The sequence below is a fragment of the Stenotrophomonas sp. SAM-B genome, assembly GCF_013387485.1.
GTDB classification, from domain to species: domain Bacteria; phylum Pseudomonadota; class Gammaproteobacteria; order Xanthomonadales; family Xanthomonadaceae; genus Stenotrophomonas; species Stenotrophomonas maltophilia_AA.
This window is the reverse complement of record NZ_JABBXB010000005.1, coordinates 43,291-67,037: the sequence shown is the minus strand read 5'-3', so window position 1 is coordinate 67,037 and position 23,747 is coordinate 43,291. Positions and strand designations below refer to the sequence as shown.

Here is a 23,747-nt window from a genome sequence, read left to right as displayed (position 1 = left end):
GGCGTATGGAGGCGCCGCGGGCGCCGCGGACACGGCCCCGCACGCGCATCCGGCTCAGGCCGGTGCGGTGCTCGGCGAGCGGGCGATGACGCGGTTCCGGCCCAGGTTCTTGGACCGGTACAGCACGTCGTCGGCGGCCTTCAGCAGGTCCTGAACATCGGCGAAACGTTCATACCCGCCCTGGGTGGCGACGCCGGCCGAGAAGGTGACGAACAGCGGGCCGCTGGCGGCCTCGGCCATGGGCGTGTTGACGATGGTGGCCAGCACCCGCCGCACGACTTCAAGGGCGACCGGCTCGGTGGTGTTGGGCAGCAGCGCGATGAATTCCTCGCCGCCGAAGCGCGCCACGGTATCGCTGTTGCGCAGTTGCTCCTGCAGCTTCGTGGCGAACATGCGCAGCACCTGGTCGCCCATGAGGTGGCCGTGGGCGTCGTTGATCTTCTTGAAATCGTCCAGATCGATGAAGGCGACCGACAGCGGCCAGCCATGCCGGGTCGCGCGCAGGAACTCCTGCTCGAGCACGGCTTCGAGCTGGCGGCGGTTGAGCACGCCGGTCAGGGCATCGCGGTGGGCCTGTTCGGCCAGCCGGTTGGCGCGGGCTTCGAATTCGTCCGCACGCTGGCGGGCCAGGGCGGCATCCTGCATCTCGCGCAGGTTGCGCAGGGTGGCAAGCTCCTGGGCGTGGTCGATCAGCTGCTGCACGCGGGACGGCGAGAACAGCGGGGTCTCGAACAGCGTGCTGATGTCCGGCAGCGATTCGCCGATGCGGGCCAGCACCTGGTCGAACTGGGCGCTGTCCAGTCCGAGCGTGTCGTGCACCTGCTGCAGGGCGTGTTCGCGCGCGGCATCCGCATCGGGGCCGAGCCAGATGTCGGCCACGGCGCCGGACAGGGCCACGCAGTTCTGGAAGTTGTCTTCGCTGGTGGCGGGCGATTCGCTTTGCGCGATGCTGTCCACCAGGTAGCGCGGCAGGCCCCACTCTTCGGCGACCCACGCGCCGACATCGGCATGGGTGCACTGCAGGTGCTCGCGCTCCAGCGCGACCAGGGCGTCGTTGTCGGTCGCCTGGCGCAGCAGCGGCAGGTAGGTGTCCGGTTGCGCCTGGGCGAGCGCCAGCACGCCGATGTCCTGCAGCAGGCCGGCCAGCATCAGCTCCTCGGCCTTGCGCAGGCCACGGGCCTGGCCGAGCAGGCTTGCCGCCAATGCGCTGAGGATGCTGCGGCGCCAGGCGCGCTCACGCAGGTCCTGGCCGTCGCCGGCCGCGGTCAGGTTCTGGGTCACGGTGAAGCCCAGCGCGAGGCTGACCGTGGCGTTGAGGCCGAGCATGGTCAGCGCCTGGCCGAGGTTCTCGATCCGGCGCCGGCTGGCATACAGCGGCGAATTGGCGATGCGCAGCATGCGGGCGCTCAGCGCCATGTCGATGGCGATGATGTCGGCGGCGGTGGTGATGTCCGCTTCCGGATCCTGCGCCAGTTCGATGATGCGCAGGGCAATACCGGGCGGGGAGGGCAGGTTGCGGCAGAGCGCCAGGGCGGCTGTCAGCTCGGGAGGCATGGCGGGGCTTTCAGTATGTTGGGGCAAGAATACCTGAGGTACATCACAGTTTCGTCCTTGATTTCTTGCGTTGACGCGGCAGATCGGTTTGGGAGTATTGCCCCGATCCGGCACACAAAGCAAAGCCAGTGGTGGCGTCGCGTGCAGTACGGCAGGTGCCTGCCTTGGTATCACATCCATCGCAGGAAGGGATGCGGAAGGGGTCTCGGCGGGTGGTTTGCGCACATGCACGTCCGGCTCCGTCACCCTTTGCAACGCCGGGAGGCTACCATCGCGCTCCCGTCCCCATGGCAGTCCAGCGCAATGACCGTACGTACCCTCGACCAGTTCCTCGCCACCACCCAGGAAAAGGATGTCAGTACCGACGCCTTCGAGCTGGAGAATCCGCATCTGCTGGAAGTCCGTCTGGACGGCATGGTCTGGGCCAAGTCCGGCGCCATGGTCGCGCGCAAGGGCGCGGTCAAGTTCACCCGCGAAGGCATCCTGGAGCAGGGATTGGGCACGCTGTTGAAAAAGATGGCCAGCGGCGAAGGGCTGAAGCTGATGAAGGCTGAAGGTCAGGGCCGCGTCTACCTGGCCGATGCCGGCAAGCAGATCACCCTGCTGCGCCTGGCCGGGGAATCGATCTTCGTCAATGGCAATGATGTGCTGGCGTTCGAGTCCGGCGTGCAGTCGAAGATCACGATGATGCGCAAGGTCGCCGGCATGCTCTCCGGGGGTCTGTTCAACATCCGTCTGAGTGGCCACGGTATCGTGGCGATCACCTCGCACTACGAACCGCTGACCCTGCCGGTCAATGCCCGGACGGGGCCGATCTTCACCGATCCGAATGCGACCGTGGCCTGGGCCGGCACCCTCACCCCGGAGCTGGTCACCGACATTTCGCTGGGGACGCTGCTCGGCCGCGGCTCGGGCGAGAGCCTGCAGATGCGGTTCGCCGGTGAAGGCTGGGTGGTGGTGCAGCCCTACGAGGAAGTCACCTTCCAGGCCAAGGGTTGAGTCCAGCCCTGCAAGCCTCCTGGGCATGAAAAAGCCCGGCGCAAGCCGGGCTTTTTCGTCGTACAGCGACTGCGTTGCGGCAGTCCTGCGATGGATCAGGCCAGGCCGGCCTGCTTCATCACTTCGGCGGCGTAGTCTTCCACCACCTTCTCGATGCCTTCGCCGACCGCCAGGCGCTGGAAGCCGACCACTTCGGCACCGGCGGCCTTCAGGACCTGCTCGACCGACTGGTTGGTGTCCAGCACGTACGGCTGGCCGTACAGGGTCACTTCGTTGACGATCTTGGCGATCTTGCCGCTGATGATCTTTTCCAGGATATCGGCCGGCTTGGACTTGTCCTTGTCGGACATCTTGGCCAGTTCGATTTCCTTTTCCTTGGCGACGAACTCGGCCGGCACATCGGCCGCCTTGTTGTGCGGCGGGTTCATGGCAGCCACGTGCATGGCCAGGCCACGGGCCAGCTCTTCGCTGCCACCGGCCAGTTCAACCAGCACGCCGATGCGGCCGCCGTGCACGTAGGCAGCGACGTTGTTGGTCGATTCCAGGCGCACGATGCGACGCACGTCGACCTTCTCGCCGACCTTGGCGATGACGGCGGCGCGGGCTTCTTCGATCGACTCGCCGGACGGCAGCTTGGCGGCCTTCAGGGTGTCGATGTCGGCAGCGCCCGAGCTCAGCGCGGTGCCGGCGACAGCCTTGGTGAAGTCCAGGAAGTTGCTGTCCTTGGCGACGAAGTCGGTTTCGGAGTTGACTTCGACCAGCACGGCCTTGCCGCCGTCCTGGGCTGCCACGATGATGCCTTCGGCAGCCACGCGGTCAGCCTTCTTGTCGGCCTTGGCCAGGCCGGACTTGCGCAGCCATTCGGCCGAGGCGTCGATGTTGCCGCCGTTTTCGACGAGTGCCTTCTTGCACTCCATCATGCCGGCGCCAGTGCGCTCGCGCAGTTCCTTGACCAGGGAAGCAGTGATTTCCACGGGATTTCCTCACGAAAGAAAGGGGTTGGGCCGGCATGGTGGCCGGCCCGTATGACAGTGTCCTGTCGTCGCGCCATCGGCTGCGGACAGGAACGGTGGGCGCGCTGCGCCCACCGTGGGCCTGGATCAGGCCTGGGCTTCGCCAGCGGCCGGAGCGTCGGCAGCCGGCGCTTCAGCGGCGGCCGGAGCGGCAGCAGCCTTCTTGGCCGGAGCGCGGCGGGCCGGCTTGGCTTCTTCGGTGGCGGCAGCGTCGGCGAACTCTTCTTCACGGACGGTGGCGGCGTGCGGAGCAGCAGCCTTGCCTTCCAGCACGGCGTCGGCAGCGGCGCGGGCGTACAGCTGCACGGCGCGGATGGCGTCATCGTTGCCCGGGATCGCGTAATCGACCAGTTCCGGGTTGTAGTTGGTATCGACGACAGCGATCACCGGGATGCCGAGCTTCTTGGCTTCCTTGATGGCGATGTCTTCGTGGCCGATATCGATGACGAAGATCGCGTCGGGCAGACGGTTCATGTCCTTGATGCCGCCCAGCGAGGCTTCCAGCTTGTCGCGCTCGCGACGCAGGCCCAGCACTTCGTGCTTGACCAGCTTCTCGAAGCTGCCGTCGGTCTCACCGGCTTCCAGTTCCTTCAGGCGGGCAACCGACTGCTTCACGGTACGGAAGTTGGTCAGGGTGCCGCCCAGCCAACGCTGGTTCATGAAGGGCATGCCGCAACGCTCGGCTTCTTCGCGGATCGACTCGCGGGCGCTGCGCTTGGTGCCCAGGAACAGGATGGTGCCGCGCTTCTGCGCAACGCTGGAAATGAAGTTCATCGCGTCATTGAAGAGCGGAACGGTCTTTTCCAGGTTGATGATGTGGATCTTGCCGCGGGCGCCGAAGATGTACTGGCCCATCTTGGGGTTCCAGTAACGGGTCTGGTGGCCGAAATGGACGCCGGCTTCCAGCATCTGACGCATGGTGACCTGGGGCATTGCAGTAACTCCTGATAGGGAACCGGCCGCCACGGGTAATAGTTGGGCGGTCCGCCGCAAGGCGGGTGGTTCCGGGGTTTGGCTTCCCTGTCGCTTCCGTGACCGAACTCCTTGCGGAGCACCCCGGCACGGATATGGGCGGCAGGTGTGGATTCACCGGTGACGTCCGGTGTTGACGTGTTTCCTGCTTCGATGAGGCAGGAGATCCGGTCGATTATAGCCCGGGTTGTGCCGGTGCCGCAATCTCGGGCGCCACGGAGGGCAGGGCGGCCTCTGCTGCGTGGTCCAGGCGGGCCTGGAAGCAGCCGCCGGCGTAGCCGTCCGGGCGCGGCGGCAGACTCCAGCTGCGGGCGCTGTGCGGCAGGACATATCCCGCCAGCCCGTCGATCAGGCCGTGTCGCCGGCCCCGGGCGTCCACGAACGCCAGATCGGCAAGGTGGGCGTGTGCCGCACCGTCATTGTACAGCCGCAGCAGTGGGGTGCCGGTGCTGCCGGCGATCGCCACCCGCAGCCGCGAGCGGGGCGCCACGGCCTGCGGCTCGACGAATACTGGCAGGGAATAGCGCGCGGTTCCGGCGGCCGCATCCGGCCCGGGGCTGAGCACCAGCCGATAGGCCTGCTGGACGACGTCGGGGGCGCCGCCAAGCAGGACCACGCGCACCCGCTGGCCCTGGCCTGGAGCGATGGTGAGCTGGGCGGGGCTGACCGCGACCTCGCCGGCGGGCAGCAGGCGCTCCTGGTCGCCGGCCTGTTCCCAGCGGTACAGGCGGGCCTGGCCCTTCCAGGGCGTGTTTCCGGTGTTTTCCAGCCACACCTCGGCATGCGCGGTGCCCGCCGGGACCGAGACGCTGACCGGGCGGATCTCCAGGGCCCGCACCGGCAGGATGCCCACCACCGCCAGCAAGGGGGCCAGCAGCCAGCGCATCAGCCAGCGCATCAGTAGGTCACGGTGACCGGGACCGGGCGGTCCGTGGCCTTGAGGGCGGGACTCAAGGCCGCGACCTGGGCAGGTACCGGGCGCGTGTCATCGCTGCGCTGCCGGGCCGGCCGGCAGCTGATGTCGCGCGCCCCGGCACCGTGGCAGTCGGCGATGATCCGTACCCCGATCCGCAGTGGGGTGGCCGTGCCCACGCCCGGACGTGCGCCAGCGGGCGCGGTGGCGCAGGCAGCCAGCAGGCAGGCCAGGACGAGGGACGGCGGTCGCGGGGGCATCGAATATCGGACGGCAGGGATGCGACCGTTAACGGCTGCGATCAGCGCGCCTTGAGCGTTCTTCCCCTCAATAGGTGATGGTCACCGTGATCACGTCGTTGTAGCTGCCCTGGGCGGGAATCGCCCCGGTGGTGGGCGGCGCCCGCCCGTAGACGGTGAGGCTCTGCGCGGCGCCGGTGCCGGTGCCGGCCTGGGTATCGGTGTTGATCGTGTTGCCCCAGCGCTGTGAGCGCGCCGCATCGCGGTAGAGCTCGTAGGGGATGTAGTAGACGCTGCTGTCCGGTGCGGTGAAGCGCATACGGCGCACGTTGCCCGATGCGTTCTGCCCGTTGTTCAGGCCGATGCTGTAGGCGGTGCGATTGATGCAGGTCAGCCCGATCGTCGAGGTGCGATCGAGGTTGGCGCTGATCGCGCCGGCGTTGCTGCCGAAGTCCATGTCGGTGGTGACATAGGTGCTGCACTGGGGCAGGACGTTGGCGCTGACCGTGAACGGGAACGCGCCGTCGGCGGTCTTGTGTCCGCTGACTCCGCTGGTGCTGGTGCACAGCGCCGGCGGCTGGGCGGTGCCGATGATGCTTTCGTTGTAGGCGTATTCCAGGCTGACGTTGGCGGCGGTGAAGCTGCTGGTGAAAGCGCCGGCCGACAGCACCTGGGCGGCGGGAATCTGGCCATACACAGTGACCGACTGTGCGCCGCTGCCGCCGGTGATCAAGGGCACGCTGTAGCTGAGGGTCACCACCGCCGCCGGCGGTGAAGCGCCCGGCACCGCGCCCCACACCGTGGTGCGTCCAGCGTTGGTATAGAGCTGGAAGGCCATCGGGTCGGCGGTGGCATTGGTCATGCTGCGGGTGGGCAGCAGCGTGCTGCCGGTGCTGCCGGTGCCTATCTTCAGGCAGGCACGCACGCTGGCGCTGCCCAGAAGGCTCAACGCGGCCGTGTTGCAGGTAATGGTGAAGCTGGTCATGGCGTTGGTCGGGTTCGCCGCACCATTGGTGATCGTGCCGAACGCCAGTGCCGTCGGTGCCGTGGCCGTGCATGTCGTAGCCGCGCGTGCCGGCGCTGCCCAGCACGACGCCATCACCGCCAGCACGATCGCGAACAGTCGTACGGCCGTCATGGCGCCGACACCGGCAGGCAGCGCAGCGGGCCGATCGAGGGCACGCCCGGCGAGGTCGCGGCGACCGGCGGCGCCAGGTGCACGCGGCAGTGCCCGTCGGGCAGGTCGACCTCGAGCTGGACCGGCGTGGCCACGTCCTCCAGGTAGGTTTCGCCGTCGTAGCCCACCGTGGCGGAACCGCCGCCGGGCAGGCGCACCTGGCTGCCGACGGGCAGGGGGGCGCCGGCGGGATCGTGCAGGACCACATGCATCGCCTGGGTGCGGCGCAGGCCGAAGTTGACGCCCAGCCCTGCGCTCTGCCGCGGCGTGACCCAGGTATCCACGCGATCCGCGCGCATGTCCGCCGGCAGGTCCAGCGTGTCGATGGACAGCCGGTTGCGTTGCCAGGACAGCAACGGGGTGACCAGCAGCAGGCCGTTCCTGTCGGTGCTGCCGATCAGCCGGTTTTCCAGCCGCACCGGGATTCCGCCGAAACCATCGGTGGACACCACTGCAAAGGCGTCGGGTACTTCGCGGGCGGCAAAGACATGTCCGCCCATCCAGACGACGCTGCCGCTGGCACTGGCGTAGCCGTAGTCGACATCATCCTGGCGCGCATAGCCCATCGAATAGCGCCCGACCCGGTTGAGCCAGCCCAGTTCGGCCAGTCCGCCGGCACCGTCGTCGCCCCCGCGCGCCTGCACCCGCCAGCCATAACCGCCCTGGCTGCCGTCGCCCGGCACGGGCTGGGACAGATCGGCGACATAGGTCAGCCGCTCACCGTTGCGCTGTGCGGACACGCTGCTCTGCCGGTTGCGCCCGAGCGCGGCCGAGACGGACAGATACGCGCTGCGGTCATCACTGTCGGCCAGGTTCTGATTGAACGAGAGGTAGGCCGACCAGCGATCGCCGAAGCTGCGCGACCAGAACAGGCTGGCGTAGCGGTTGTCGTCGCCGTCGGGATAGCGCAGCCGCAGGTAGCTGGCGCTGAGCGAGCCGGCGTCCTGCAGGTTGATGCCCAGCGTGGCCTGCTCGCTGATGTCCGGCGGCAGCGTGTCCTGCAGCGCGCCAAGGTCGCGATACGCGCCGTGTGTTCGCCGGGTCAGCACATTGACGTTGAATCGGCGGTTGTTCCAGCTGTACCCCAGGGAATACTGGCCGCCCTGCAGCCCCGCATAGCGGCTGTGCGCGTAAGCAGCGTTGACCACGCCGGCGCCGCCCAGCAGCCACCACCCGCCGGCACCGCCGTTGAGTACGCCGCCGCCGCCTTCCGCATGCGCCTCGGCGGTAAACCGATCGCTCGCGCCGTAGCGCCAGGTGGCACTGCCGATCACCGGTGTTTCGTAGGCGAACGAGCGGATACCGTAGTCCCGGCGCATCCTGCCCACGCCGGCCGACCAGTCGGACAGGCCCTTGGCCAGCAGCTGCTGCGTACCGTAGAAGGAAAAATCCAGCGTCTGCATGCGGCCGAAGGCGTCGGTGATCACCACCTGTGCATTGCCGGTGCCGTTGATGCCGGGCTGCGCGGCCAGCTGGAAGGGGCCGATCGGCACCTCGCCGTTGTACTGGCGCAGGCCGTCCACATACAGCTCCACATTGGAGGGGACGACCGCCTCGCCGAGAAACGTGGGCGTGGGGGTCAGTACGCGGTAGGGCTGCAGCCCGTAATTGCGTCCCACCTGGACGCCGCCCATCCGCACCGGTCGGCTCCAGTCCACGAAGCCGCTGTAGAAGTCGCCCACGGTCAGGGAGACCGCCGAATCCGGGAAATCCAGGCGCCACGCGGTGTCCAGGCGCACGCTTTCGCCCTGCCATTGATGATCGGCGGGGTCCTGGTACGTGCGCAGCAGCGCACTGGTCTCCAGTACCCCCTGGCCCAGCCCGAACACGCGCAGCGCGGTGGTCAGGGCCAGGTTGCCACCGCCTTCGTTGTGGCTCCCATAGACGTCGTAGTTGAGCACCACGCCGGGCGAGGCGGCCGCCGCCGGTGCGGTCTCGGTCGGGCGTTCCAGCCGCGTGGTGGGCAGCGACAGCTGTTCCAGCGGGACGTCCAGGGCCAGCGTCTGCAATGCCGCGTCGTAGCGCACGACCACGCCGCCGAGCTGATCGAGCGCGACCGGGTCCTCGCCGCGTGCCGGAAAGCCGAGCTGGCGCAGCGTGGCGCCGGCGGCCATCAGCCGGCCCTGCAGCTCGGTGAACGGCAGCAACCCGCGCGGGGTCTGGTTGAGCGTCACGTCCAGGTACAGCGTCTGCGCGGCGGTCAACGGCGTGGGCGGGGGCAGCATCGCATCGCCCGAAGCGCCGATGTCTGCGTCGGCTGCCATCGCGGCGCACGGGGTCAGCGTCGCGGTCAGCAGCATCCGCATGCAGGCCTCAGCGAGCCGGCGGCGCGGCGGGCAGTGGCGTCTGGGCCGACTCGCCATTGATCTTTGCCGAGAACGTGGCGCCCGCCAGGCGGGCCGCCGGAACCTCCAGTGGCCAGCGCATGGTCTGTCCGCCAAGGACATAGCCGAGCAGGCCGGGATGGATGATCTGGGGGCGGTTGGCCGGGCCCAGGCCGAGATCGGCCAGCTGCGCGTAGCTGTTGCCGCTGTTGTGCACCTCCAGGGCCGGTCGCCCGTCATCCAGCCGGGTCAGGCGCGCCTGCAGGGCGTGTCGCAGCGGGGCGTCCGCGTCGGATTGGACGAATACGGGCATCGAATAGCGCAGGACGAACTGCATCCCGGTGCGGCGCGGATCCACCGTGGGCAGTTCATCGACCACCACCCGGTAAGCGCGTTGCTGAGCAGGCGGGGTGGGCACGCTGCGCACCACCCGGATCAGCTGCTGCTGGCCGGCGGCCAGCGACTGCATCGGCGGACTCACCTGGAGGTCCGTGGTGGGCACAAGGTGATCCTGGCCGGCGTCCTGGCGCCACTCGAACACCCGCACCTGCACCTGTACGGGCGAGGTACCGCTGTTGGTCAGCCAGAGTGCATCGGCGTTCTGCCGCGGCGTGAGCTGCAGTGATGTAGGGGCGACCTGCAGGCTTGCGGCGGCGGCGCTCCCCATCAGCAGCCACAGCCAGCCCAGGGCCGCGCACCCGAACCGCCCAGGGCGACGCCCTGCGGAAATCGGCATGGCGGACCTCAGTAGGTGATCGTGGCGGTGATCGTGTCCTGATAGTTACCGGCAGCGGCGTTGTTGACGCTGGGGTTGGCGATCTGGCCGTAGACATTGAGCGTCTGCGCAAGGCCGGTGCCGATGCCGGCGGCGGTGTTGGTGCCCGCCGTGGCGCCCCACACATTGGTGTGCGCGGCATCGCGGTAGAGCTGGTAGCCGACGAAATTGTTGGCGGTGACGCTGGCGTCGGTGTTCTTCATGCGCCGCGTGGTCACATCGTTGGCGGTACCCGCATTGGAGCCGGCATTGAGCGCGACGGTGTACGGGGTCAGCGCCGAGCACTGTGCCGTGATCGTGCCCTGGGCATTGGACGGGGTGGTGGCCGTGGACAGTGCGGAGCCGAAATCCACGTCCGTGGCGGCGGCTGCGGTGATCGTGCACGCCTTGGTGATGATGATCTTGACGTTGAAGGTCGTGGTATCGGCCGCCAGGGCGGGCGAAGCGAGACTGGCAAGGGCCAGGCTCAGCAGGGCGGGACGGAGAAATCGCATGGGCATGCTCCTTGGACGTAGGTCCTTGCTGAACAACACGATGCTGCCGAACGGTGGGGCGGGGGAACGGTGTTGACCCGGTTATAGATTTGCCGTTGTGGGGAACCCGTGAGATTTGGACGATTCGATGGCCGTTTTCGGCACAAACGCCATTTTTGAGACGCCTATCGCATTCATTCATCGACCTGACTGAAACTCCGCCCAAACCGCGGCTGTCGGCGTTCCACCCGATCCCGTTCAGATTGGCCCCGGATCGGCGATAATGGTCGCCATGAGCGTGAATCTGAAAACCCCCGAGGAAATCGAACTGATGCGCATCGCAGGCCGTCTGGCCAGCGAGGTGCTCGACATCGTCACCCCCCACGTCAAGCCGGGCGTGACGACCGAAGAGCTGGACCGCATCTGCCACGACCACATCATCAATGTGCAGAAGGCGACGCCGGCCAATGTCGGTTACCGCGGCTTCCCCAAGACGGTCTGCACGTCGGTCAACAACGTGATCTGCCACGGCATCCCCAGCGAAGCCAAGGTCCTCAAGGACGGCGACATCGTCAACATCGATGTGACCGTGATCAAGGATGGCTGGCACGGCGATACCAGCCGCATGTACTGCGTCGGCACCCCGTCGGTCATGGCCAAGCGCCTGGTCGATGCGACCTACGAAGCCATGTGGCGCGGCATCCGCGCGGTGCGGCCGGGCGCGACGCTGGGCGACATCGGCCATGCGATCCAGAGCTATGCCGAAGCCGAGCGTTTCAGCGTGGTGCGCGAGTACTGCGGCCACGGCATCGGCAAGGTCTACCACGACGAGCCGCAGGTGGTGCATTACGGCCGTCCGGGCCAGGGCCTGGTGCTGCAGCCCGGCATGACCTTCACCATCGAGCCGATGATCAACGAGGGCACCCGCTACAACAAGGTGCTCCCGGACGGCTGGACCGTGGTCACCAAGGACCGCAAGCTGTCGGCGCAGTGGGAGCACATGGTCGCGGTCACCGAGACCGGCGTCGACGTGCTGACCCTCTCGCCCGGCGAATCGCAGGTCTGAGCATGCTGCCGGCGAGCCCGATGCTGGACGCGCCGGCCGAATCCGTCGCCGACCCGGACTGGGCGGCACTGGCGCGCCAGTCGCTGCAACAGACCGACGCGCGGCTGTATCGCCGCTTCGACCAGGGCGACAACATCGAGCGCCTGCTCGCGCTGCGCGCCCGCGCGGCCGATCACCTGATCCGGCTGGCCTGGCATCGCTGCCTGCCGGCGGGGTCGGGACTGGCGCTGTTCGCGGTGGGCGGCTACGGGCGCGGCGAATTGTTCCCGCGCTCGGATATCGACGTGCTGGTGCTGGGCACGCCCGAGCAGCAGCGACGCCACGAATCCGGTCTGGCGCGCTTCTTCGCGCTGCTGTGGGATTGCGGCCTGCCGGTCAGCCACGCGGTGCGTTCGCCGGCCGAGTGCACCCAGGCCAGCGCCGACCAGACCGTGCTGACCGCACTGATCGAGTCGCGCCCGGTGGTCGCCGATGACGCGGCCCGCCAGGCCCTGAAGGCGGCGGTCAACGTGGAAGGTCTGTGGCCCCCACGCGAATTCTTCCTCGCCAAGCGCGAGGAACTGCTGGCCCGCCACCAGCGCTTCGGCGACACCGCCGACAACCTCGAGCCGGATATCAAGGACGGCCCCGGCGGGCTGCGCGATCTCAATACGCTGGGCTGGATGGCGTTGCGCGCGTTCGGCGTGCGCGACCTGGAAGCCCTGGTCGGCCTGGGCCATCTCGGCCCGGATGAGGCGGCTGCGCTCAAGCGCGAGCGCTGTGCGCTGGCTCGGCTGCGCTTCGGCCTGCACCTGGTCGCCAACCGGCCGGAAGAGCGCCTGCGCTTCGATTACCAGAAGACACTTGCCGCCCGCCTGGGCTTCGAAGACGACATCGAAAGCCTGGCCGTGGAAAAAATGATGCAGGGCTTCTACCGTAGCGCCACCGTGGTGCGGCGGATCAGTGATCGCCTGCTGCAGCGCTTTGAAGAACAGTTCGATGGCGAAGCGGTGCCCGAGCCGGTCAGCGTCGGTTTCTCGCTGCGTCGCGGCTACCTGGCGGCCAATGATGCTGCGTGGCCGCAGGGCGACATCGAACAGGTGTTCGCGCTGTTCTCCAGCTGGGCCTACAACCCGGACGTGCGCGGCCTGCATTCGCTGACAGCCCGCGCGCTGGCCGAAGCCCTGCCCGAGCTGGCCGCGTATACCGACGCCAGCCCCGCCGCCCGCGAACAGTTCCTTGCGCTGCTGCGCAGCCCGCGCGCGGTGGACACCCTCGCGCGGATGGCGCGCCTGGGCGTGCTGGGCCAATGGATCCCTGCGTTCGCGCAGGTCTCCGGGCGCATGCAGTTCGATCTGTTCCATGTCTACACCGTCGACCAGCACACGCTGATGGTGTTGCGGAACATCGGCCTGTTCGCCACCAGCCGTGCCGACGAGCGCTTCTCGATCGCGCACGAAGTCTGGCCGCGCCTGCGCAAGCCGGAGCTGCTGCTGCTGGCCGGCCTGTTCCATGACATCGCCAAGGGCCGCGGCGGCGATCACTCCGAACTCGGTGCGGTGGATGCGCGTGAGTTCTGCCAGGCGCTGGCGCTGAGCAGTTCCGATACCGAGCTGGTGGCCTGGCTGGTCGAGCAGCACCTGCGCATGTCGGTCACCGCGCAGAAGCAGGACATCTCCGATCCGGACGTGATCCACCGCTTCGCCACCCTGGTGGCCAGCCGCGACCGGCTCGACTACCTCTATCTGCTGACCTGCGCCGACATCGCCGGAACCAGCCCCAAGCTGTGGAATGCGTGGAAGGATCGTCTGCTGGCCGACCTGTATTTCGCCGCGCGACGCGCGCTGCGCGATGGCCTGGAAAACCAGATGCCGGCCGCCGAGCGTGTCGCCGAAGCGCGCGAATCGGTGCGCCAGCTGGTGCGCGAGCGCGGCTATGACGATGCGACGATCGAGCGCCAGTTCACGGTGATGCCCGATGAGAGCTTCATCCGGCTGCGGCCCGAACAACTCGCCTGGCAGGCGGCCGCGCTGGTGCCGATCAAGCAGGGCCAGACCCTGGTCAAGGTGCGACGGATCACCCCGGACGACCATGCGCTGGAAGTGTTCGTGCACTCGCCCGATCGCGACGGCCTGTTCGCCGCGATCGTGATGACGCTGGACCGCAAGGGCTACGGCATCCATCGCGCCCGCGTGCTGGACGGCCCGGTCGACACCATCTTCGATACGTTCGAAGTGACCCCGGCCGACAGCTTCGCCGACGGTGATGCGCTGCGCCTGGAAGCCGGCCTGCGTGAAGCGCTGGCCGGCGACCTGACCCGCCTGCGGCCGTCGCGCCGGGTCATCCCGCGCCAGCTGCGCCACTTCCGCTTCGCGCCGCGCATCGAGTTCCGCGACATCACCGATGGCGACACCACCAGCACCCGTTTCAGCCTGGTCGCGCCCGACCGCCCCGGCCTGCTGGCCGACGTGGCGTTCGTGCTGCGCAACCAACGGCTGCGCGTGCATGATGCGCGCATCGCCACCTTCGGCGAGCGCGCCGAAGACATGTTCGTGATCAGCGATGAGCATGATCACGCCCTGACCGAATCCGCCAGACAGCAGCTGCAAGACACGATGCTTGCCTGCCTGGACCCTGATCGAAAAGCCGGAGACCCCCACTGATGGCCACCAAGCCTGCCAAGAAGACCGCCGCGAAGACCGCGGCGGCCAAGACCCCTGCTGCCGCGCCTGCGGTGAAGAAGACCGCCGCCGCAAAGAAGGCGGCGCCCGCGGTGAAGAAGGCGCCGGTCAAAAAGGCGCCGGCACGCAAGGTCGCTGCTACCCCGGCCGAGAGCGCCGCCAAGCGCAGTGCCAGCCGTGACGCCACCATCGCGCGCAAGTCGCTGCGCAAGCCGGCCACGCCGGGCGTGGAAGAGCTCAAGTTCGGCATCGAGAGCGCGTTCGAGCGCCGTGCCACGCTGACCCTGCATGAGATCGAAGGTTCCACCAAGCCGCTGGTCGGCCGCGTCATCGATGGCCTGGAAACCGGTGAGTTCCGCGTTGCCGAGCCGGATGGCCACGGTGGCTGGAAGGTCAACGAGTGGCTGAAGAAGGCGGTCCTGCTGTACTTCCGCGTCAACGACATGGCCGTGGTCGATGCCCGCCCGGCGCCGTTCTGGGACAAGGTCGAGTCGCGTTTCGCCGGGTTCGATGAAGCCAAGTTCCGTCGCGCCGGCGTGCGCGTGGTGCCCGGTGCGATCGCGCGTCGTGGCAGCTACTTCGGCAAGGACGTGGTGCTGATGCCGAGCTTCACCAACATCGGCGCCTACGTGGGCGAGGGCACCATGGTCGACACCTGGGCCACGGTCGGTTCGTGCGCGCAGATCGGCAAGCACTGCCACCTGTCCGGCGGCGCCGGCATCGGTGGCGTACTCGAGCCGCTGCAGGCCAGCCCGACCATCATCGAAGACCATTGCTTCATCGGTGCGCGTTCGGAAGTGGTGGAAGGCTTCGTGGTCGGCCACCACAGCGTGATCGGCATGGGCGTGTTCCTCGGCCAGAGCACCCGCGTGTACAACCGCGCCACCGGCGAGATCAGCTACGGCTCGGTGCCGCCCTACAGCGTGGTGGTCTCCGGCCAGCTGCCGTCCAAGGACGGCTCGCACTCGCTGTACTGCGCCGTGATCGTCAAGCAGGTCGATGCCAAAACCCGCAGCAAGACCAGCGTCAACGACCTGCTGCGCGGCCTGGCCGACTGAGTACGCCGCAGCCCGCGCTGGCGCAGGCAGCGCGCTACCGGCACCCGTTCGCGGGGTGGCCGGGACGCGCGCTGCAGCATCTGCTGGGCTGCGCGCATCTGACCGCCGCCCGGCGCGCGCTGACCCGCGTGGTTCCGGTACCGGCGTTGATCAGTGATGTGCGTGAGGTGGTGTACCTGAGCTGGTGGGTGGACGTGCGTCATGCACCGCCGCCGCCGCCGGGCCATCGCCTGTTCGTGCATGAGGGGCGTACGCCCTACACGATCCTGACGTACCGCCACGGCCATTTCGGGCCGGCGCTGGCGGGGCCATTGCGTGGCCTGTTTCCCTCTCCGCTGCAGAGTAACTGGCGCTGGTATGTGGTGCCGGACGATGCGGCCGCCGGGCCCGCCACGCCGCAGGTGCTGTTCGACCGCAATGTGATCGACAGCGTGGTGCACGCGGTCGGTGCCCGGTTGTGGAGCGACGCCATGCAACCGCATCTGGCCGCCCGTTTCGAGCATGCCGTCGATGCCGATGGCGGGCACACCGTGATCGAGCCGGGGCAGGGCAGTGCCCCCGCACTACAGGCGCAGGTGCGTCCGACAGAGGGCTTGGCGGCTGCATGGGCAGCCGGTGCCTTCACCGATGCAGCGCAGGCCATGACTTTTCTGGCCTGTCAGGAGGCCGCGTTCGCGGTCGCCCCGGATGGTCGGCTGGCCCTGACCCATATCGATCTGCCGATTGCCCTGGAAGGCGTGCAGTCGCTGCAACTGGAGGGGGCGGTGACCTGCCCGCACCTGGCCGCGATGGGCGTCGATCTGGCCGACGCATTCTGTTTCCGGGTGCCGCAGGTGCCGTTCCGGGTCGTGTCCGAACGCCTGTTGTGACATCCTCACGGCGTCCTTCTTGATCGATGCTGCACGCCGCGCCATGACCACCACTCTGTACGGATTGAAGAACTGCGACACCTGCAAGAAAGCTACCAAGTGGCTGGACCGTTTCCAGGTGCCGTACACCTTCGTCGACTACCGCGACGAGAAGCCAACGCCGGAGACCCTGATCGACTGGGCGGCCCAGGCCGGTGGCTTCCCCGCGTTGATCAACAGATCCTCCACCACGTGGCGGCAGCTGCCGGAGAACCGCAAAGCGGCTGATTCGGAGGCCGAATGGAAGCTGCTGCTGCGCGAGTACCCGCAGCTGATCAAGCGCCCGGTGGTGGTGAGTGCCGAGGGCGTGATGACCCAGGGCTTCTCGGACAACGGCTTCAAGCAGCGGTTCGGAGTGGGCGCGTGAACGACGTCGTTGCGCTGACCTGCGACCTGATCGCGCGCGCCTCGGTCACGCCCGAGGACGCCGGTTGCCAGGCGCTGCTGGCCGGCCGTCTTGAACGCGCCGGCTTCCACTGCGAACACCTGCGCCTGGGCGAGGTCGACAACCTGTGGGCCACACACGGGCAGGGCGCACCGGTGCTGGTGCTGCTCGGGCATACCGATGTGGTGCCGACCGGCCCGGTCTCGGCCTGGACCAGTGATCCGTTCGATCCGCAGATCCGCGAGGGCGTGCTGTACGGGCGCGGCGCGGCCGACATGAAAGGCAGCGTGGCCGCCTTCGTGGTAGCTGCCGAGCAGTTCGTGGCCGCCCATCCAGACCATCCCGGCACGCTGGCCGTGCTGCTGACCAGCGACGAGGAAGGCGACGCCATCGACGGTGTGCGGCGCGTGGCCGACATCTTCCGCGAGCGCGGCCAGGCCATCGACTGGTGCATCACCGGTGAGCCGTCCTCCACCGCAGTGCTTGGCGATCTGCTGCGCGTCGGCCGCCGCGGCAGCTTGTCGGGTACGCTCACGGTGAAAGGCGTGCAGGGCCATGTCGCGTATCCGGACAAGGCGCGCAATCCGATCCATCTCGCTGCCGCGGCACTGGCGGAACTGACCGCACGGCACTGGGACGATGGCTTCGAGAGCTTCCCGCCGACCAGCCTGCAGGTCTCCAACATCCATGCCGGCACCGGTGCGAACAACGTGATCCCCGGCGAGCTGCAGGTGCTGTTCAACCTGCGCTACAACCCACACTGGACTGCGCCGGCACTGGAGCAGGAGATCGCCACGCTGCTGGAGCGGCATGCGCTCGAGTACACCCTCACGTGGCATCGCAGCGGCGAGCCCTTCTACACCCCGGAAGGCACGCTGCGCAGGGTTGCCCGCGACGTCCTGGGTGAGTTCGCCGGTGCGCCGCCGGAGGAGAGCACCGGCGGTGGTACCTCCGATGCGCGCTTCATCGCGCCGCTGGGCGCGCAGTGCATCGAAGTGGGGCCGGTCAATGCGAGCATCCACCAGGTCGACGAGAACGTCCGCGTGGCGGATCTGGAAGCGCTGCCGGCACTGTACCAGCGCTTGATCGAGCGCCTGTTGGCCTGATGCAAGCGCTGCGCCGACCAACGGTCGGCGCCTACCGCCTCAGGTAGGAACCGACCGTTGGTCGGTTCGCCCTTACGCCACGATCAACCCGAACGACGCCAACGCGGCCGCCGCCTGGCGCTGCGAAATCACCGCCTTCTTGAACAGCTTGGCGTCCATCACGTTGAGCCCGCTGATGTCGGTGCCACGCAGGTCCGCACCTTCAAACCGGGTCAGCCGCGTCTGTGCGTTGCGCAGGCTGCCGCCGTTGAACACCGCATCGCGGAAGTCGCAGCCGGACAGCTCCGCCTCGGAGAAATCCATGCCCTCCAGTTGCGCCTTGCGGAACGACATCCCGCGCAGGTCCGCGCTCACCAGCAGGCAATCGCGGAATTCCAGCGCCCAGCCGGTGACTTCCTGCAGGTGCGCGCCGGTCAGCTTGCAGTCCTGGAACTGCACAGAGGACAACGTCGCGCGGCGCCAGTGACTGTTGTTGAGATCGCAGTGCGAGAAGCGCGCGTCGCTGAGCAGCGCCGAGCTGAAATCGCATTGGCTGCCACGGCACTTCGTCCACTGGCTTTCTTCCAGTGAGGCCGCCAGCCAGGACGCGCCGGTGACCGAGCACTGGTGGAACTGGAAGCCATCCATGTCCAGCCGCGAGAAGTCGCCGTGATCGAAGCTGCAGCTCTCGAAAATGGCAGCCCGCGGATGCGCGGCGATGATGGCCTGCATACGCTCGCGGGTGACGGTCTCATCTCGGAAAGTGACAGTGTTCATGCGTCCATTCTGGGTGATGTCCCGGACCAGGGGCAGACTTGAAGGTCGCTGCAGAATGTGTACAGAACGGAGCGACCGGCACTACCCGAACGTCCAGAACGGCGGCTCGATGGTCTTGCGCCAGTAGGTTTCATCGGCGAGATAGAACTTCTGCGCATAGGCCTTCGCAAACCATCCGGCGGCGGCGTCGAGATCCTTCGTCACGCCCGCGCGCCCACGCCCCAGCAGCAGACCAGTGAAGTACTGGCCATACACATTGCCCTGGTCCGCCGCCCGCCGGTACCAGCGCAGCGCTTCGAGGCCATCGCACGGCAGGCCCATCCCAAATTCGTACATCGCGCCGAGATCCACCTGGGCGTCGGCATCGCCACGCTGCGCACGCCGCTGGATGTCGACGACCAGCGGATGCAGGGTGCCATCCGGCTGTGGCGCGATCGCCTGCGGCAGCCGCGAGGATTCGGACTGCATGTGGTGGTAGATGGTCGCGCGCAGGTCCCAGCGCAGCGCACTCGCTGCGTCACCGCGTTCGCGATGGAACTTGGCCAGCATCAGCATGGCCATCGGGTTGCCGTGCTCGGCCGCGGTGCGGTACCAGCGCTCGGCCTTCCGCGGCGAGGCACGCAGCGCCGCGCCCTGGACGATGTTCGGGCCGGTGCCGTGCAGCAGCTCACCGTGGGTCCAGATCCGGCCCAGCGCCTCTTCGGCCTGCGGGTTGTGGAAGCTCCACGGGGTGACGGCGGCGGCACGCTCATACCACGTCACGGCGCGCGGATCGTTGAAGGTTTCGTAGGTCTTCGCCGCGTCCCAGGCACTGTCGAAACTGCCGTCGGCGGCCTTGGCCTCGACCGACTGCACGATGCTTGCGGGCGTCCGTGACGGGGCGCTGCTGCAGGCGACCAGGGCGAAGGTGAGGGCGATGCCGCCCAGGCGTGAAGCGATGCGTCCGATGCGAGGGGTCATGCCAGCCAGGTGATGCGTAAGGGCGGTGATTATCGCCCGGCCCCGGAGCCCCGGGTTGTCCGCGGCGGTCGGTTTGGTTGCCATCGCAACAGTTGCACCGCCGTCGAAACCCGGTTACGGTCGGTCCATGTCCTCGTTCCCGGCCACCGCTGTCAACAATACCAACCGCACCAATCTGCGCGCGAATAATCGTGCGCGGCCGATGCGGGACTGCGACCAGGGCTAGTACAAGCAACACGCCCGGACCCCAGAAAACCCGCATCGACCGATGCGGGTTTTTTTGTGGCCCGGGTTTACCCCTTCCGGGCCCGGGTGGCCGGTCGAATGCCTGCAACACGTGTATTCCCCCATTATCAGGAGCTGTTCCCATGTGTTCGATCTTCGGTATTTTCGGCCTCCAGGCCGGCGACGACCTCCCCGCACTGCGCCGCCATGCGTTGGACCTCTCGCAGCGCCAGCGCCATCGTGGCCCGGACTGGAGCGGGGTGTATGTCGATGACGGCGCCATCCTGGTCCACGAGCGACTCGCCATCGTCGATCCGGCCGGTGGCTCGCAGCCGCTGCTGTCCGAGGACGGCGGCCTGGCGCTGGCGGTCAACGGCGAGATCTACAACCACCGCGAACTGAAGGCCGAACTGGCCCAGCCGTACGCCTTCCAGACCGGCTCGGACTGCGAGGTGATCAACGCCCTCTACCGCGAGGACAGCCCGGCCTCCTTCCTGAACCGCCTCAACGGCATCTTCGCCTTCGCGCTGTGGGACCGCGCCCAGCAGCGCGTGCTGATCGCGCGTGATCCGATCGGCGTGGTGCCGCTGTACTGGGGCCACGACAAGGACGGCCGCCTGGTCGTGGCTTCCGAGCTGAAGTCGCTGGTGGACATCTGCGCCGACGCGGCGCAGTTCCCGCCGGGCCATTGGTACGACAGTGCCACCGATACGTTGACCCGCTATTACGAACGCCCCTGGCGCGATTACGACGCGGTGGAAGGCGTCGAGGCCGACCGCGTCGAGCTGCGCGAGGCGTTCGAGCGCGCGGTGCACCGCCAGTTGATGACTGATGTGCCCTATGGCGTGCTGCTCTCCGGTGGTCTGGATTCGTCGCTGGTCGCTGCGGTTGCCGCGCGTTATGCCCGCCACCGTGTCGAAGATGGCGATCAGACGGAAGCCTGGTGGCCGCGCCTGCACTCCTTCGCGATCGGCCTGAAGGGTTCGCCCGATCTGGCGGCCGCCGCCATCGCCGCCGAAGCACTGGGCACCGTGCACCACGGCTTCGAGTACACCTTCGAAGAGGGCCTGGATGCACTGCCGGAAGTGATCCGCCACGTGGAGACCTATGACGTCACCACCATCCGCGCGTCTACGCCGATGTTCCTGCTGGCGCGCCGGATCAAGGCGATGGGCGTGAAGATGGTGCTGTCCGGCGAAGGCAGCGACGAGATCTTCGGTGGCTATCTGTACTTCCACAAGGCGCCGAACGCACGGGAGTTCCACGAAGAGCTGGTGCGCAAGCTGGACGCGCTCAACAACTACGACTGCCTGCGCGCCAACAAGTCGATGATGGCCTGGGGCGTGGAGCCGCGCGTGCCGTTCCTGGACCGCGAGTTCCTCGATGTGGCCATGCGCATCGATGCCAAGCACAAGATGGTCGGGCAGGGCCCCGCCGGTGCACGCCGGATCGAGAAGGCGGTGCTGCGCGAGGCCTTCGAAGGCTACCTGCCGGACGCGATCCTGTGGCGCCAGAAGGAACAGTTCAGTGACGGCGTCGGCTACGGCTGGATCGACGGGCTCAAGGCACATGCCGAAACCCAGGTCAGCGACCGCGTGATGGCGGCGGCGGACAAGCGCTTCGTGCACAACCCGCCGCAGACCAAGGAAGCCTACTTCTACCGCCACGTGTTCGAGCAGTACTTCCCGACCCAGGCCGCGGCGGAAACCGTGCCGGGTGGCAAGTCCATCGCATGTTCCTCGCCGGCCGCCATCGCATGGGACGCCAGCTTTGCCGCGATGGCCGATCCGTCCGGGCGCGCAATCGCCGGCGTGCACGAGCAGGCGCTGGCCTGACCGATGGACCACACCGCCGCGTCGTCCGCGGTGGTGTGGCAGCGCGTGCAGACCGTAGAATCGCCCCTTCAATCGATGGGGATCGGTCATGGACTCTGACACCACCGGCATGCGCCGCAGCGGGCTGGCATGGCGCTACCTGGGCTGGGTGGCACTGCCGCTGTTGATCGGCCTGGGCCTGGCGCGGTTTGCCGGCCCGGCCGTGACCGCACAGGTGGCCCGTGCGGAGTCCTCACTGGGCGCCGACTGGGCCGCGCATCTGCATGCGCCGCTCGGTCTGTTCCTGCTGCAGTTGCTGGTGTTGCTGATGGTCGCCAAGGCCGCGGGCTGGGTGTTCCGTCGCCTCGGCCAGCCGGGTGTGATCGGTGAGATGGCGGCGGGCCTGATGATGGGGCCGCTGGTGCTGGGCGCCGTGTTGCCGCAGGTGCACGGCATGCTGTTCCCGCCGGCATCGCTCGGTTCGCTCGGCCTGCTCAGCCAGCTCGGCGTGCTGATGTTCCTGCTGGTGGCCGGCGCGGAGCTGGATCTGGGCGGGCTGCGGGGGCGGCGGCGTTTCGCCTTCGTGGTCAGCCATGCCGGCATCGCGGTGCCGTTCGTGCTGGGCGTGCTGCTGGCGATCTGGCTTTACGGCGCGCACGCACCGCCGGGCGTGGGCTTCACCGGCTTTGCGTTGTTCGTCGGCATCTCATTGAGCATCACCGCCTTCCCGGTGCTGCTGCGCATCCTGGCCGACCGTGGCATGACCGGCACGCCGCTGGGCCAGACCGCCATCGCCTGCGCCGCACTCGGTGATGCCACCGCATGGTGCCTGCTGGCGCTGATCGTGGCGGCTGCGCAATCGCAGGGCTGGGTGCCCGCGACGATCAACCTGGTCTGCGTGGTCGCTTTCGTCGCGCTGATGCTGGGGGTGGTGCGCCCGTGGTTCTCGCGCCTGGTGATCGCACCGGGCCAGGAAGGACGCTGGCTGCTGATCATGCTGCTGATGGCGCTGGGCTGCGCGCTGGTCACCGAGATGCTGGGCATCCACGCGCTGTTCGGCGCGTTCGCGGCCGGCGTGGCGGTGTCCGGCAACGCCACCCTGCGGCATACCGTGGCCGAGCGTGTCGAGCCGTTCGCGGTCACCCTGCTGCTGCCCTTGTTCTTCGCCATGACCGGCCTGCGCATGCGCGCCGATGCCCTGCAGGCCAGCGACCTGGTGCTGTGCCTGATCGTGATCGTGGTGGCTACGCTCGGGAAGCTGATCGGCACCTGGAGCGCCGCGCGCAGTGCCGGCATGGGCAGCCATGAGGCGTGGAAGCTCGGTGCCCTGATGAACACCCGCGGCCTGATGGAGCTGATCGTGCTCAACCTGGGCTACGAGCTGGGCTTCCTGGGTGACCGCCTGTTTGCCGTGCTGGTGATCATGGCGCTGGTGACCACAGCCATGACCGGGCCGTTGCTGAATGCGATGGAGCGGTGGAAGCGCAACTGCAACTGATTCCGATTAGATCACCGGAATTCCAGATAGGGCACCATGCGCGCATTGATTCATCAGGAGCCCCCCCCATGAAAGGCAACCCGGACGTCATCGCCTGCTTGAAGGAACTGCTGCGCGGCGAGTTGGCCGCGCGCGACCAGTACTTCATCCATTCGCGCCGCTACGAAGACCAGGGCCTGTTCGCGCTATATGAGCGCCTCAACCACGAAATGGAAGAAGAGACCCAGCACGCCGATGCGCTGCTGCGCCGCATCCTCTTCCTCGGCGGCGACCCGGACATGCGCCCGCATGTGTTCGAGCCCGGCGTGACCGTGGAAGAGATGCTGCAGAAGGACCTGGACACCGAGTACAGCGTCCGCAACAACCTGGCTGCCGGCATGAAGCTGTGCGAACAGCACCAGGACTACGTCAGCCGCGACATGCTGCTGGTGCAGTTGAAGGACACCGAAGAAGACCACGCCTGGTGGCTGGAGCAGCAGCTGGGCCTGATCAAGCGGATCGGCCTGGCGCTGTACCAGACCAGCAAGATGGATGCGAAGGGTACGGCCGCGCACTGAAGCGCATACGCGCTTCAGCCCCACGACGTGCTGCGCACATCGCGGGCCCCGGCTTATCACTTTCCACATCCCCGCGCCTGTCGGCGCGCCCCCTTGGACTCCAAGGGGGCTGTATCTCCAGACGGGTACTGGATGCGTCACGATCCACCACCCCGTCATCGGGTTCTCGCGCCAGCCAGCCTTCGCCAGCACGCCGCATCAAACCCTCGTCCGCCAGCCAGCATCCGCCAGCCAGCCGACGCTGCACCAAGCAGAAAGGCCGGGGAAACCCGGCCTTTTCTGTGGGCGCAAAAGAAAACGGCCGGGTTTCCCCGG

Annotated in this window: 21 protein-coding genes; 10 read left to right on the top strand and 11 right to left on the bottom strand. The window is 67.7% G+C overall.

Going from position 1 to position 23,747, the window contains the following annotated elements; genetic code table 11:
• Positions 1-54 precede the first annotated feature (54 nt).
• Positions 55-1,554 carry a GGDEF domain-containing protein gene (locus HH110_RS12415; protein ID WP_176989962.1) on the bottom strand — a complete coding sequence of 500 codons (1,500 nt, stop codon included), beginning with the start codon at positions 1,552-1,554 and terminating at the stop codon, positions 55-57.
• Positions 1,555-1,857: 303 nt separating this feature from the next.
• Between HH110_RS12415 and HH110_RS12410 the strand changes: the two genes are divergently transcribed.
• Positions 1,858-2,553, top strand: coding sequence for an AIM24 family protein (locus HH110_RS12410; RefSeq protein ID WP_176989961.1), 696 nt, complete (start codon positions 1,858-1,860; stop codon positions 2,551-2,553).
• A 95-nt stretch (positions 2,554-2,648) separates the two neighbouring features.
• On the opposite strand, the gene tsf is transcribed toward HH110_RS12410, so the two are convergent.
• From tsf to HH110_RS12370, 8 genes are all read right to left on the bottom strand, one after another.
• Positions 2,649-3,527, bottom strand: coding sequence for a translation elongation factor Ts (gene tsf, locus HH110_RS12405; RefSeq protein WP_176989960.1), 879 nt, complete (start codon positions 3,525-3,527; stop codon positions 2,649-2,651).
• 126 nt (positions 3,528-3,653) lie between these two features.
• Positions 3,654-4,499, bottom strand: coding sequence for a 30S ribosomal protein S2 (gene rpsB / locus HH110_RS12400; RefSeq protein WP_176989959.1), 846 nt, complete (start codon positions 4,497-4,499; stop codon positions 3,654-3,656).
• A 214-nt stretch (positions 4,500-4,713) separates the two neighbouring features.
• Positions 4,714-5,436, bottom strand: a complete 723-nt coding sequence (locus HH110_RS12395) for a molecular chaperone (RefSeq protein WP_176989958.1) — start codon at positions 5,434-5,436, stop codon at positions 4,714-4,716.
• On the bottom strand, positions 5,436-5,711 hold the full coding sequence (locus HH110_RS12390) for a hypothetical protein (protein WP_176989957.1): 276 nt from the start codon (positions 5,709-5,711) through the stop codon (positions 5,436-5,438). Before HH110_RS12390 ends, HH110_RS12395 begins: the two co-directional genes overlap by 1 nt.
• Before the next feature lie 67 nt (positions 5,712-5,778).
• Positions 5,779-6,828, bottom strand: a complete 1,050-nt coding sequence (locus HH110_RS12385) for a spore coat U domain-containing protein (RefSeq protein ID WP_176989956.1) — start codon at positions 6,826-6,828, stop codon at positions 5,779-5,781.
• The gene (locus HH110_RS12380; protein ID WP_176989955.1) at positions 6,825-9,173 is read right to left on the bottom strand and encodes a fimbria/pilus outer membrane usher protein; all 2,349 of its coding nucleotides are present in this window, start codon (positions 9,171-9,173) and stop codon (positions 6,825-6,827) included. Before HH110_RS12380 ends, HH110_RS12385 begins: the two co-directional genes overlap by 4 nt.
• A gap of 7 nt (positions 9,174-9,180) precedes the next feature.
• On the bottom strand, positions 9,181-9,927 hold the full coding sequence (locus tag HH110_RS12375; RefSeq protein WP_176989954.1) for a molecular chaperone: 747 nt from the start codon (positions 9,925-9,927) through the stop codon (positions 9,181-9,183).
• 8 nt (positions 9,928-9,935) lie between these two features.
• Positions 9,936-10,460 (bottom strand): spore coat U domain-containing protein, encoded by a 525-nt coding sequence (locus tag HH110_RS12370; protein WP_176989953.1) that lies wholly within the window; start codon positions 10,458-10,460, stop codon positions 9,936-9,938.
• A 271-nt stretch (positions 10,461-10,731) separates the two neighbouring features.
• On the opposite strand from HH110_RS12370, the gene map reads away from it, so the two are divergent.
• Genes map through dapE form a run of 6 tightly spaced genes read left to right on the top strand, consistent with a single transcriptional unit; the run spans position 10,732 to position 17,622 of the window.
• Positions 10,732-11,505 (top strand): type I methionyl aminopeptidase, encoded by a 774-nt coding sequence (gene map / locus HH110_RS12365; RefSeq protein ID WP_206677554.1) that lies wholly within the window; start codon positions 10,732-10,734, stop codon positions 11,503-11,505.
• A 2-nt stretch (positions 11,506-11,507) separates the two neighbouring features.
• Positions 11,508-14,147, top strand: coding sequence for a [protein-PII] uridylyltransferase (locus HH110_RS12360; RefSeq protein ID WP_176989951.1), 2,640 nt, complete (start codon positions 11,508-11,510; stop codon positions 14,145-14,147).
• Positions 14,147-15,223, top strand: a complete 1,077-nt coding sequence (gene dapD, locus HH110_RS12355; protein WP_070473271.1) for a 2,3,4,5-tetrahydropyridine-2,6-dicarboxylate N-succinyltransferase — start codon at positions 14,147-14,149, stop codon at positions 15,221-15,223. Before HH110_RS12360 ends, dapD begins: the two co-directional genes overlap by 1 nt.
• Positions 15,220-16,092: a hypothetical protein gene (locus tag HH110_RS12350; RefSeq protein ID WP_176990130.1), complete on the top strand. Its 873-nt coding sequence runs from the start codon at positions 15,220-15,222 to the stop codon at positions 16,090-16,092. Before dapD ends, HH110_RS12350 begins: the two co-directional genes overlap by 4 nt.
• 43 nt (positions 16,093-16,135) lie before the next feature.
• On the top strand, positions 16,136-16,498 hold the full coding sequence (locus HH110_RS12345) for a Spx/MgsR family RNA polymerase-binding regulatory protein (protein ID WP_176989950.1): 363 nt from the start codon (positions 16,136-16,138) through the stop codon (positions 16,496-16,498).
• Positions 16,495-17,622: a succinyl-diaminopimelate desuccinylase gene (dapE, locus tag HH110_RS12340; RefSeq protein WP_176989949.1), complete on the top strand. Its 1,128-nt coding sequence runs from the start codon at positions 16,495-16,497 to the stop codon at positions 17,620-17,622. The genes HH110_RS12345 and dapE overlap by 4 nt, the downstream gene beginning before the upstream one ends.
• A gap of 72 nt (positions 17,623-17,694) precedes the next feature.
• Here the strand turns inward: dapE and HH110_RS12335 are convergent, their stop codons facing one another.
• Both HH110_RS12335 and HH110_RS12330 read right to left on the bottom strand, forming a co-directional pair.
• Positions 17,695-18,378 carry a pentapeptide repeat-containing protein gene (locus HH110_RS12335; RefSeq protein ID WP_176989948.1) on the bottom strand — a complete coding sequence of 228 codons (684 nt, stop codon included), beginning with the start codon at positions 18,376-18,378 and terminating at the stop codon, positions 17,695-17,697.
• An 81-nt stretch (positions 18,379-18,459) separates the two neighbouring features.
• Complete coding sequence (locus tag HH110_RS12330; protein ID WP_176989947.1) at positions 18,460-19,338, bottom strand: tetratricopeptide repeat protein; 879 nt, start codon at positions 19,336-19,338, stop codon at positions 18,460-18,462.
• Positions 19,339-19,706: 368 nt separating this feature from the next.
• Here HH110_RS12330 and asnB point away from each other — a divergent pair, with 368 nt between their 5' ends.
• From asnB to bfr, 3 genes are all read left to right on the top strand, one after another.
• Positions 19,707-21,398 (top strand): asparagine synthase B, encoded by a 1,692-nt coding sequence (asnB, locus tag HH110_RS12325; protein ID WP_176989946.1) that lies wholly within the window; start codon positions 19,707-19,709, stop codon positions 21,396-21,398.
• A gap of 88 nt (positions 21,399-21,486) precedes the next feature.
• Positions 21,487-22,875 (top strand): cation:proton antiporter, encoded by a 1,389-nt coding sequence (locus HH110_RS12320; RefSeq protein ID WP_176989945.1) that lies wholly within the window; start codon positions 21,487-21,489, stop codon positions 22,873-22,875.
• A 68-nt stretch (positions 22,876-22,943) separates the two neighbouring features.
• Positions 22,944-23,432: a bacterioferritin gene (gene bfr, locus HH110_RS12315; protein WP_176989944.1), complete on the top strand. Its 489-nt coding sequence runs from the start codon at positions 22,944-22,946 to the stop codon at positions 23,430-23,432.
• The last annotated feature ends 315 nt before the right edge of the window (positions 23,433-23,747 follow it).

What these genes read in the sequence shown, in the direction of transcription:
- rpsB (WP_176989959.1), bottom strand. Translation starts at nt 4,499, where the DNA reads ATGCCCCAGGTCACCATGCGTCAGATGCTGGAAGCCGGCGTCCATTTC.
- HH110_RS12415 (WP_176989962.1), bottom strand. Translation starts at nt 1,554, where the DNA reads ATGCCTCCCGAGCTGACAGCCGCCCTGGCGCTCTGCCGCAACCTGCCC.
- HH110_RS12320 (WP_176989945.1), top strand. Translation starts at nt 21,487, where the DNA reads ATGGACTCTGACACCACCGGCATGCGCCGCAGCGGGCTGGCATGGCGC.
- HH110_RS12380 (WP_176989955.1), bottom strand. Translation starts at nt 9,173, where the DNA reads ATGCGGATGCTGCTGACCGCGACGCTGACCCCGTGCGCCGCGATGGCA.
- HH110_RS12345 (WP_176989950.1), top strand. Translation starts at nt 16,136, where the DNA reads ATGACCACCACTCTGTACGGATTGAAGAACTGCGACACCTGCAAGAAA.
- bfr (WP_176989944.1), top strand. Translation starts at nt 22,944, where the DNA reads ATGAAAGGCAACCCGGACGTCATCGCCTGCTTGAAGGAACTGCTGCGC.
- HH110_RS12390 (WP_176989957.1), bottom strand. Translation starts at nt 5,711, where the DNA reads ATGCCCCCGCGACCGCCGTCCCTCGTCCTGGCCTGCCTGCTGGCTGCC.
- HH110_RS12360 (WP_176989951.1), top strand. Translation starts at nt 11,508, where the DNA reads ATGCTGCCGGCGAGCCCGATGCTGGACGCGCCGGCCGAATCCGTCGCC.
- HH110_RS12335 (WP_176989948.1), bottom strand. Translation starts at nt 18,378, where the DNA reads ATGAACACTGTCACTTTCCGAGATGAGACCGTCACCCGCGAGCGTATG.
- HH110_RS12410 (WP_176989961.1), top strand. Translation starts at nt 1,858, where the DNA reads ATGACCGTACGTACCCTCGACCAGTTCCTCGCCACCACCCAGGAAAAG.
- HH110_RS12375 (WP_176989954.1), bottom strand. Translation starts at nt 9,927, where the DNA reads ATGCCGATTTCCGCAGGGCGTCGCCCTGGGCGGTTCGGGTGCGCGGCC.
- HH110_RS12370 (WP_176989953.1), bottom strand. Translation starts at nt 10,460, where the DNA reads ATGCGATTTCTCCGTCCCGCCCTGCTGAGCCTGGCCCTTGCCAGTCTC.
- map (WP_206677554.1), top strand. Translation starts at nt 10,732, where the DNA reads ATGAGCGTGAATCTGAAAACCCCCGAGGAAATCGAACTGATGCGCATC.
- dapD (WP_070473271.1), top strand. Translation starts at nt 14,147, where the DNA reads ATGGCCACCAAGCCTGCCAAGAAGACCGCCGCGAAGACCGCGGCGGCC.
- HH110_RS12385 (WP_176989956.1), bottom strand. Translation starts at nt 6,828, where the DNA reads ATGACGGCCGTACGACTGTTCGCGATCGTGCTGGCGGTGATGGCGTCG.
- asnB (WP_176989946.1), top strand. Translation starts at nt 19,707, where the DNA reads ATGTGTTCGATCTTCGGTATTTTCGGCCTCCAGGCCGGCGACGACCTC.
- HH110_RS12330 (WP_176989947.1), bottom strand. Translation starts at nt 19,338, where the DNA reads ATGACCCCTCGCATCGGACGCATCGCTTCACGCCTGGGCGGCATCGCC.
- HH110_RS12395 (WP_176989958.1), bottom strand. Translation starts at nt 5,436, where the DNA reads ATGCGCTGGCTGATGCGCTGGCTGCTGGCCCCCTTGCTGGCGGTGGTG.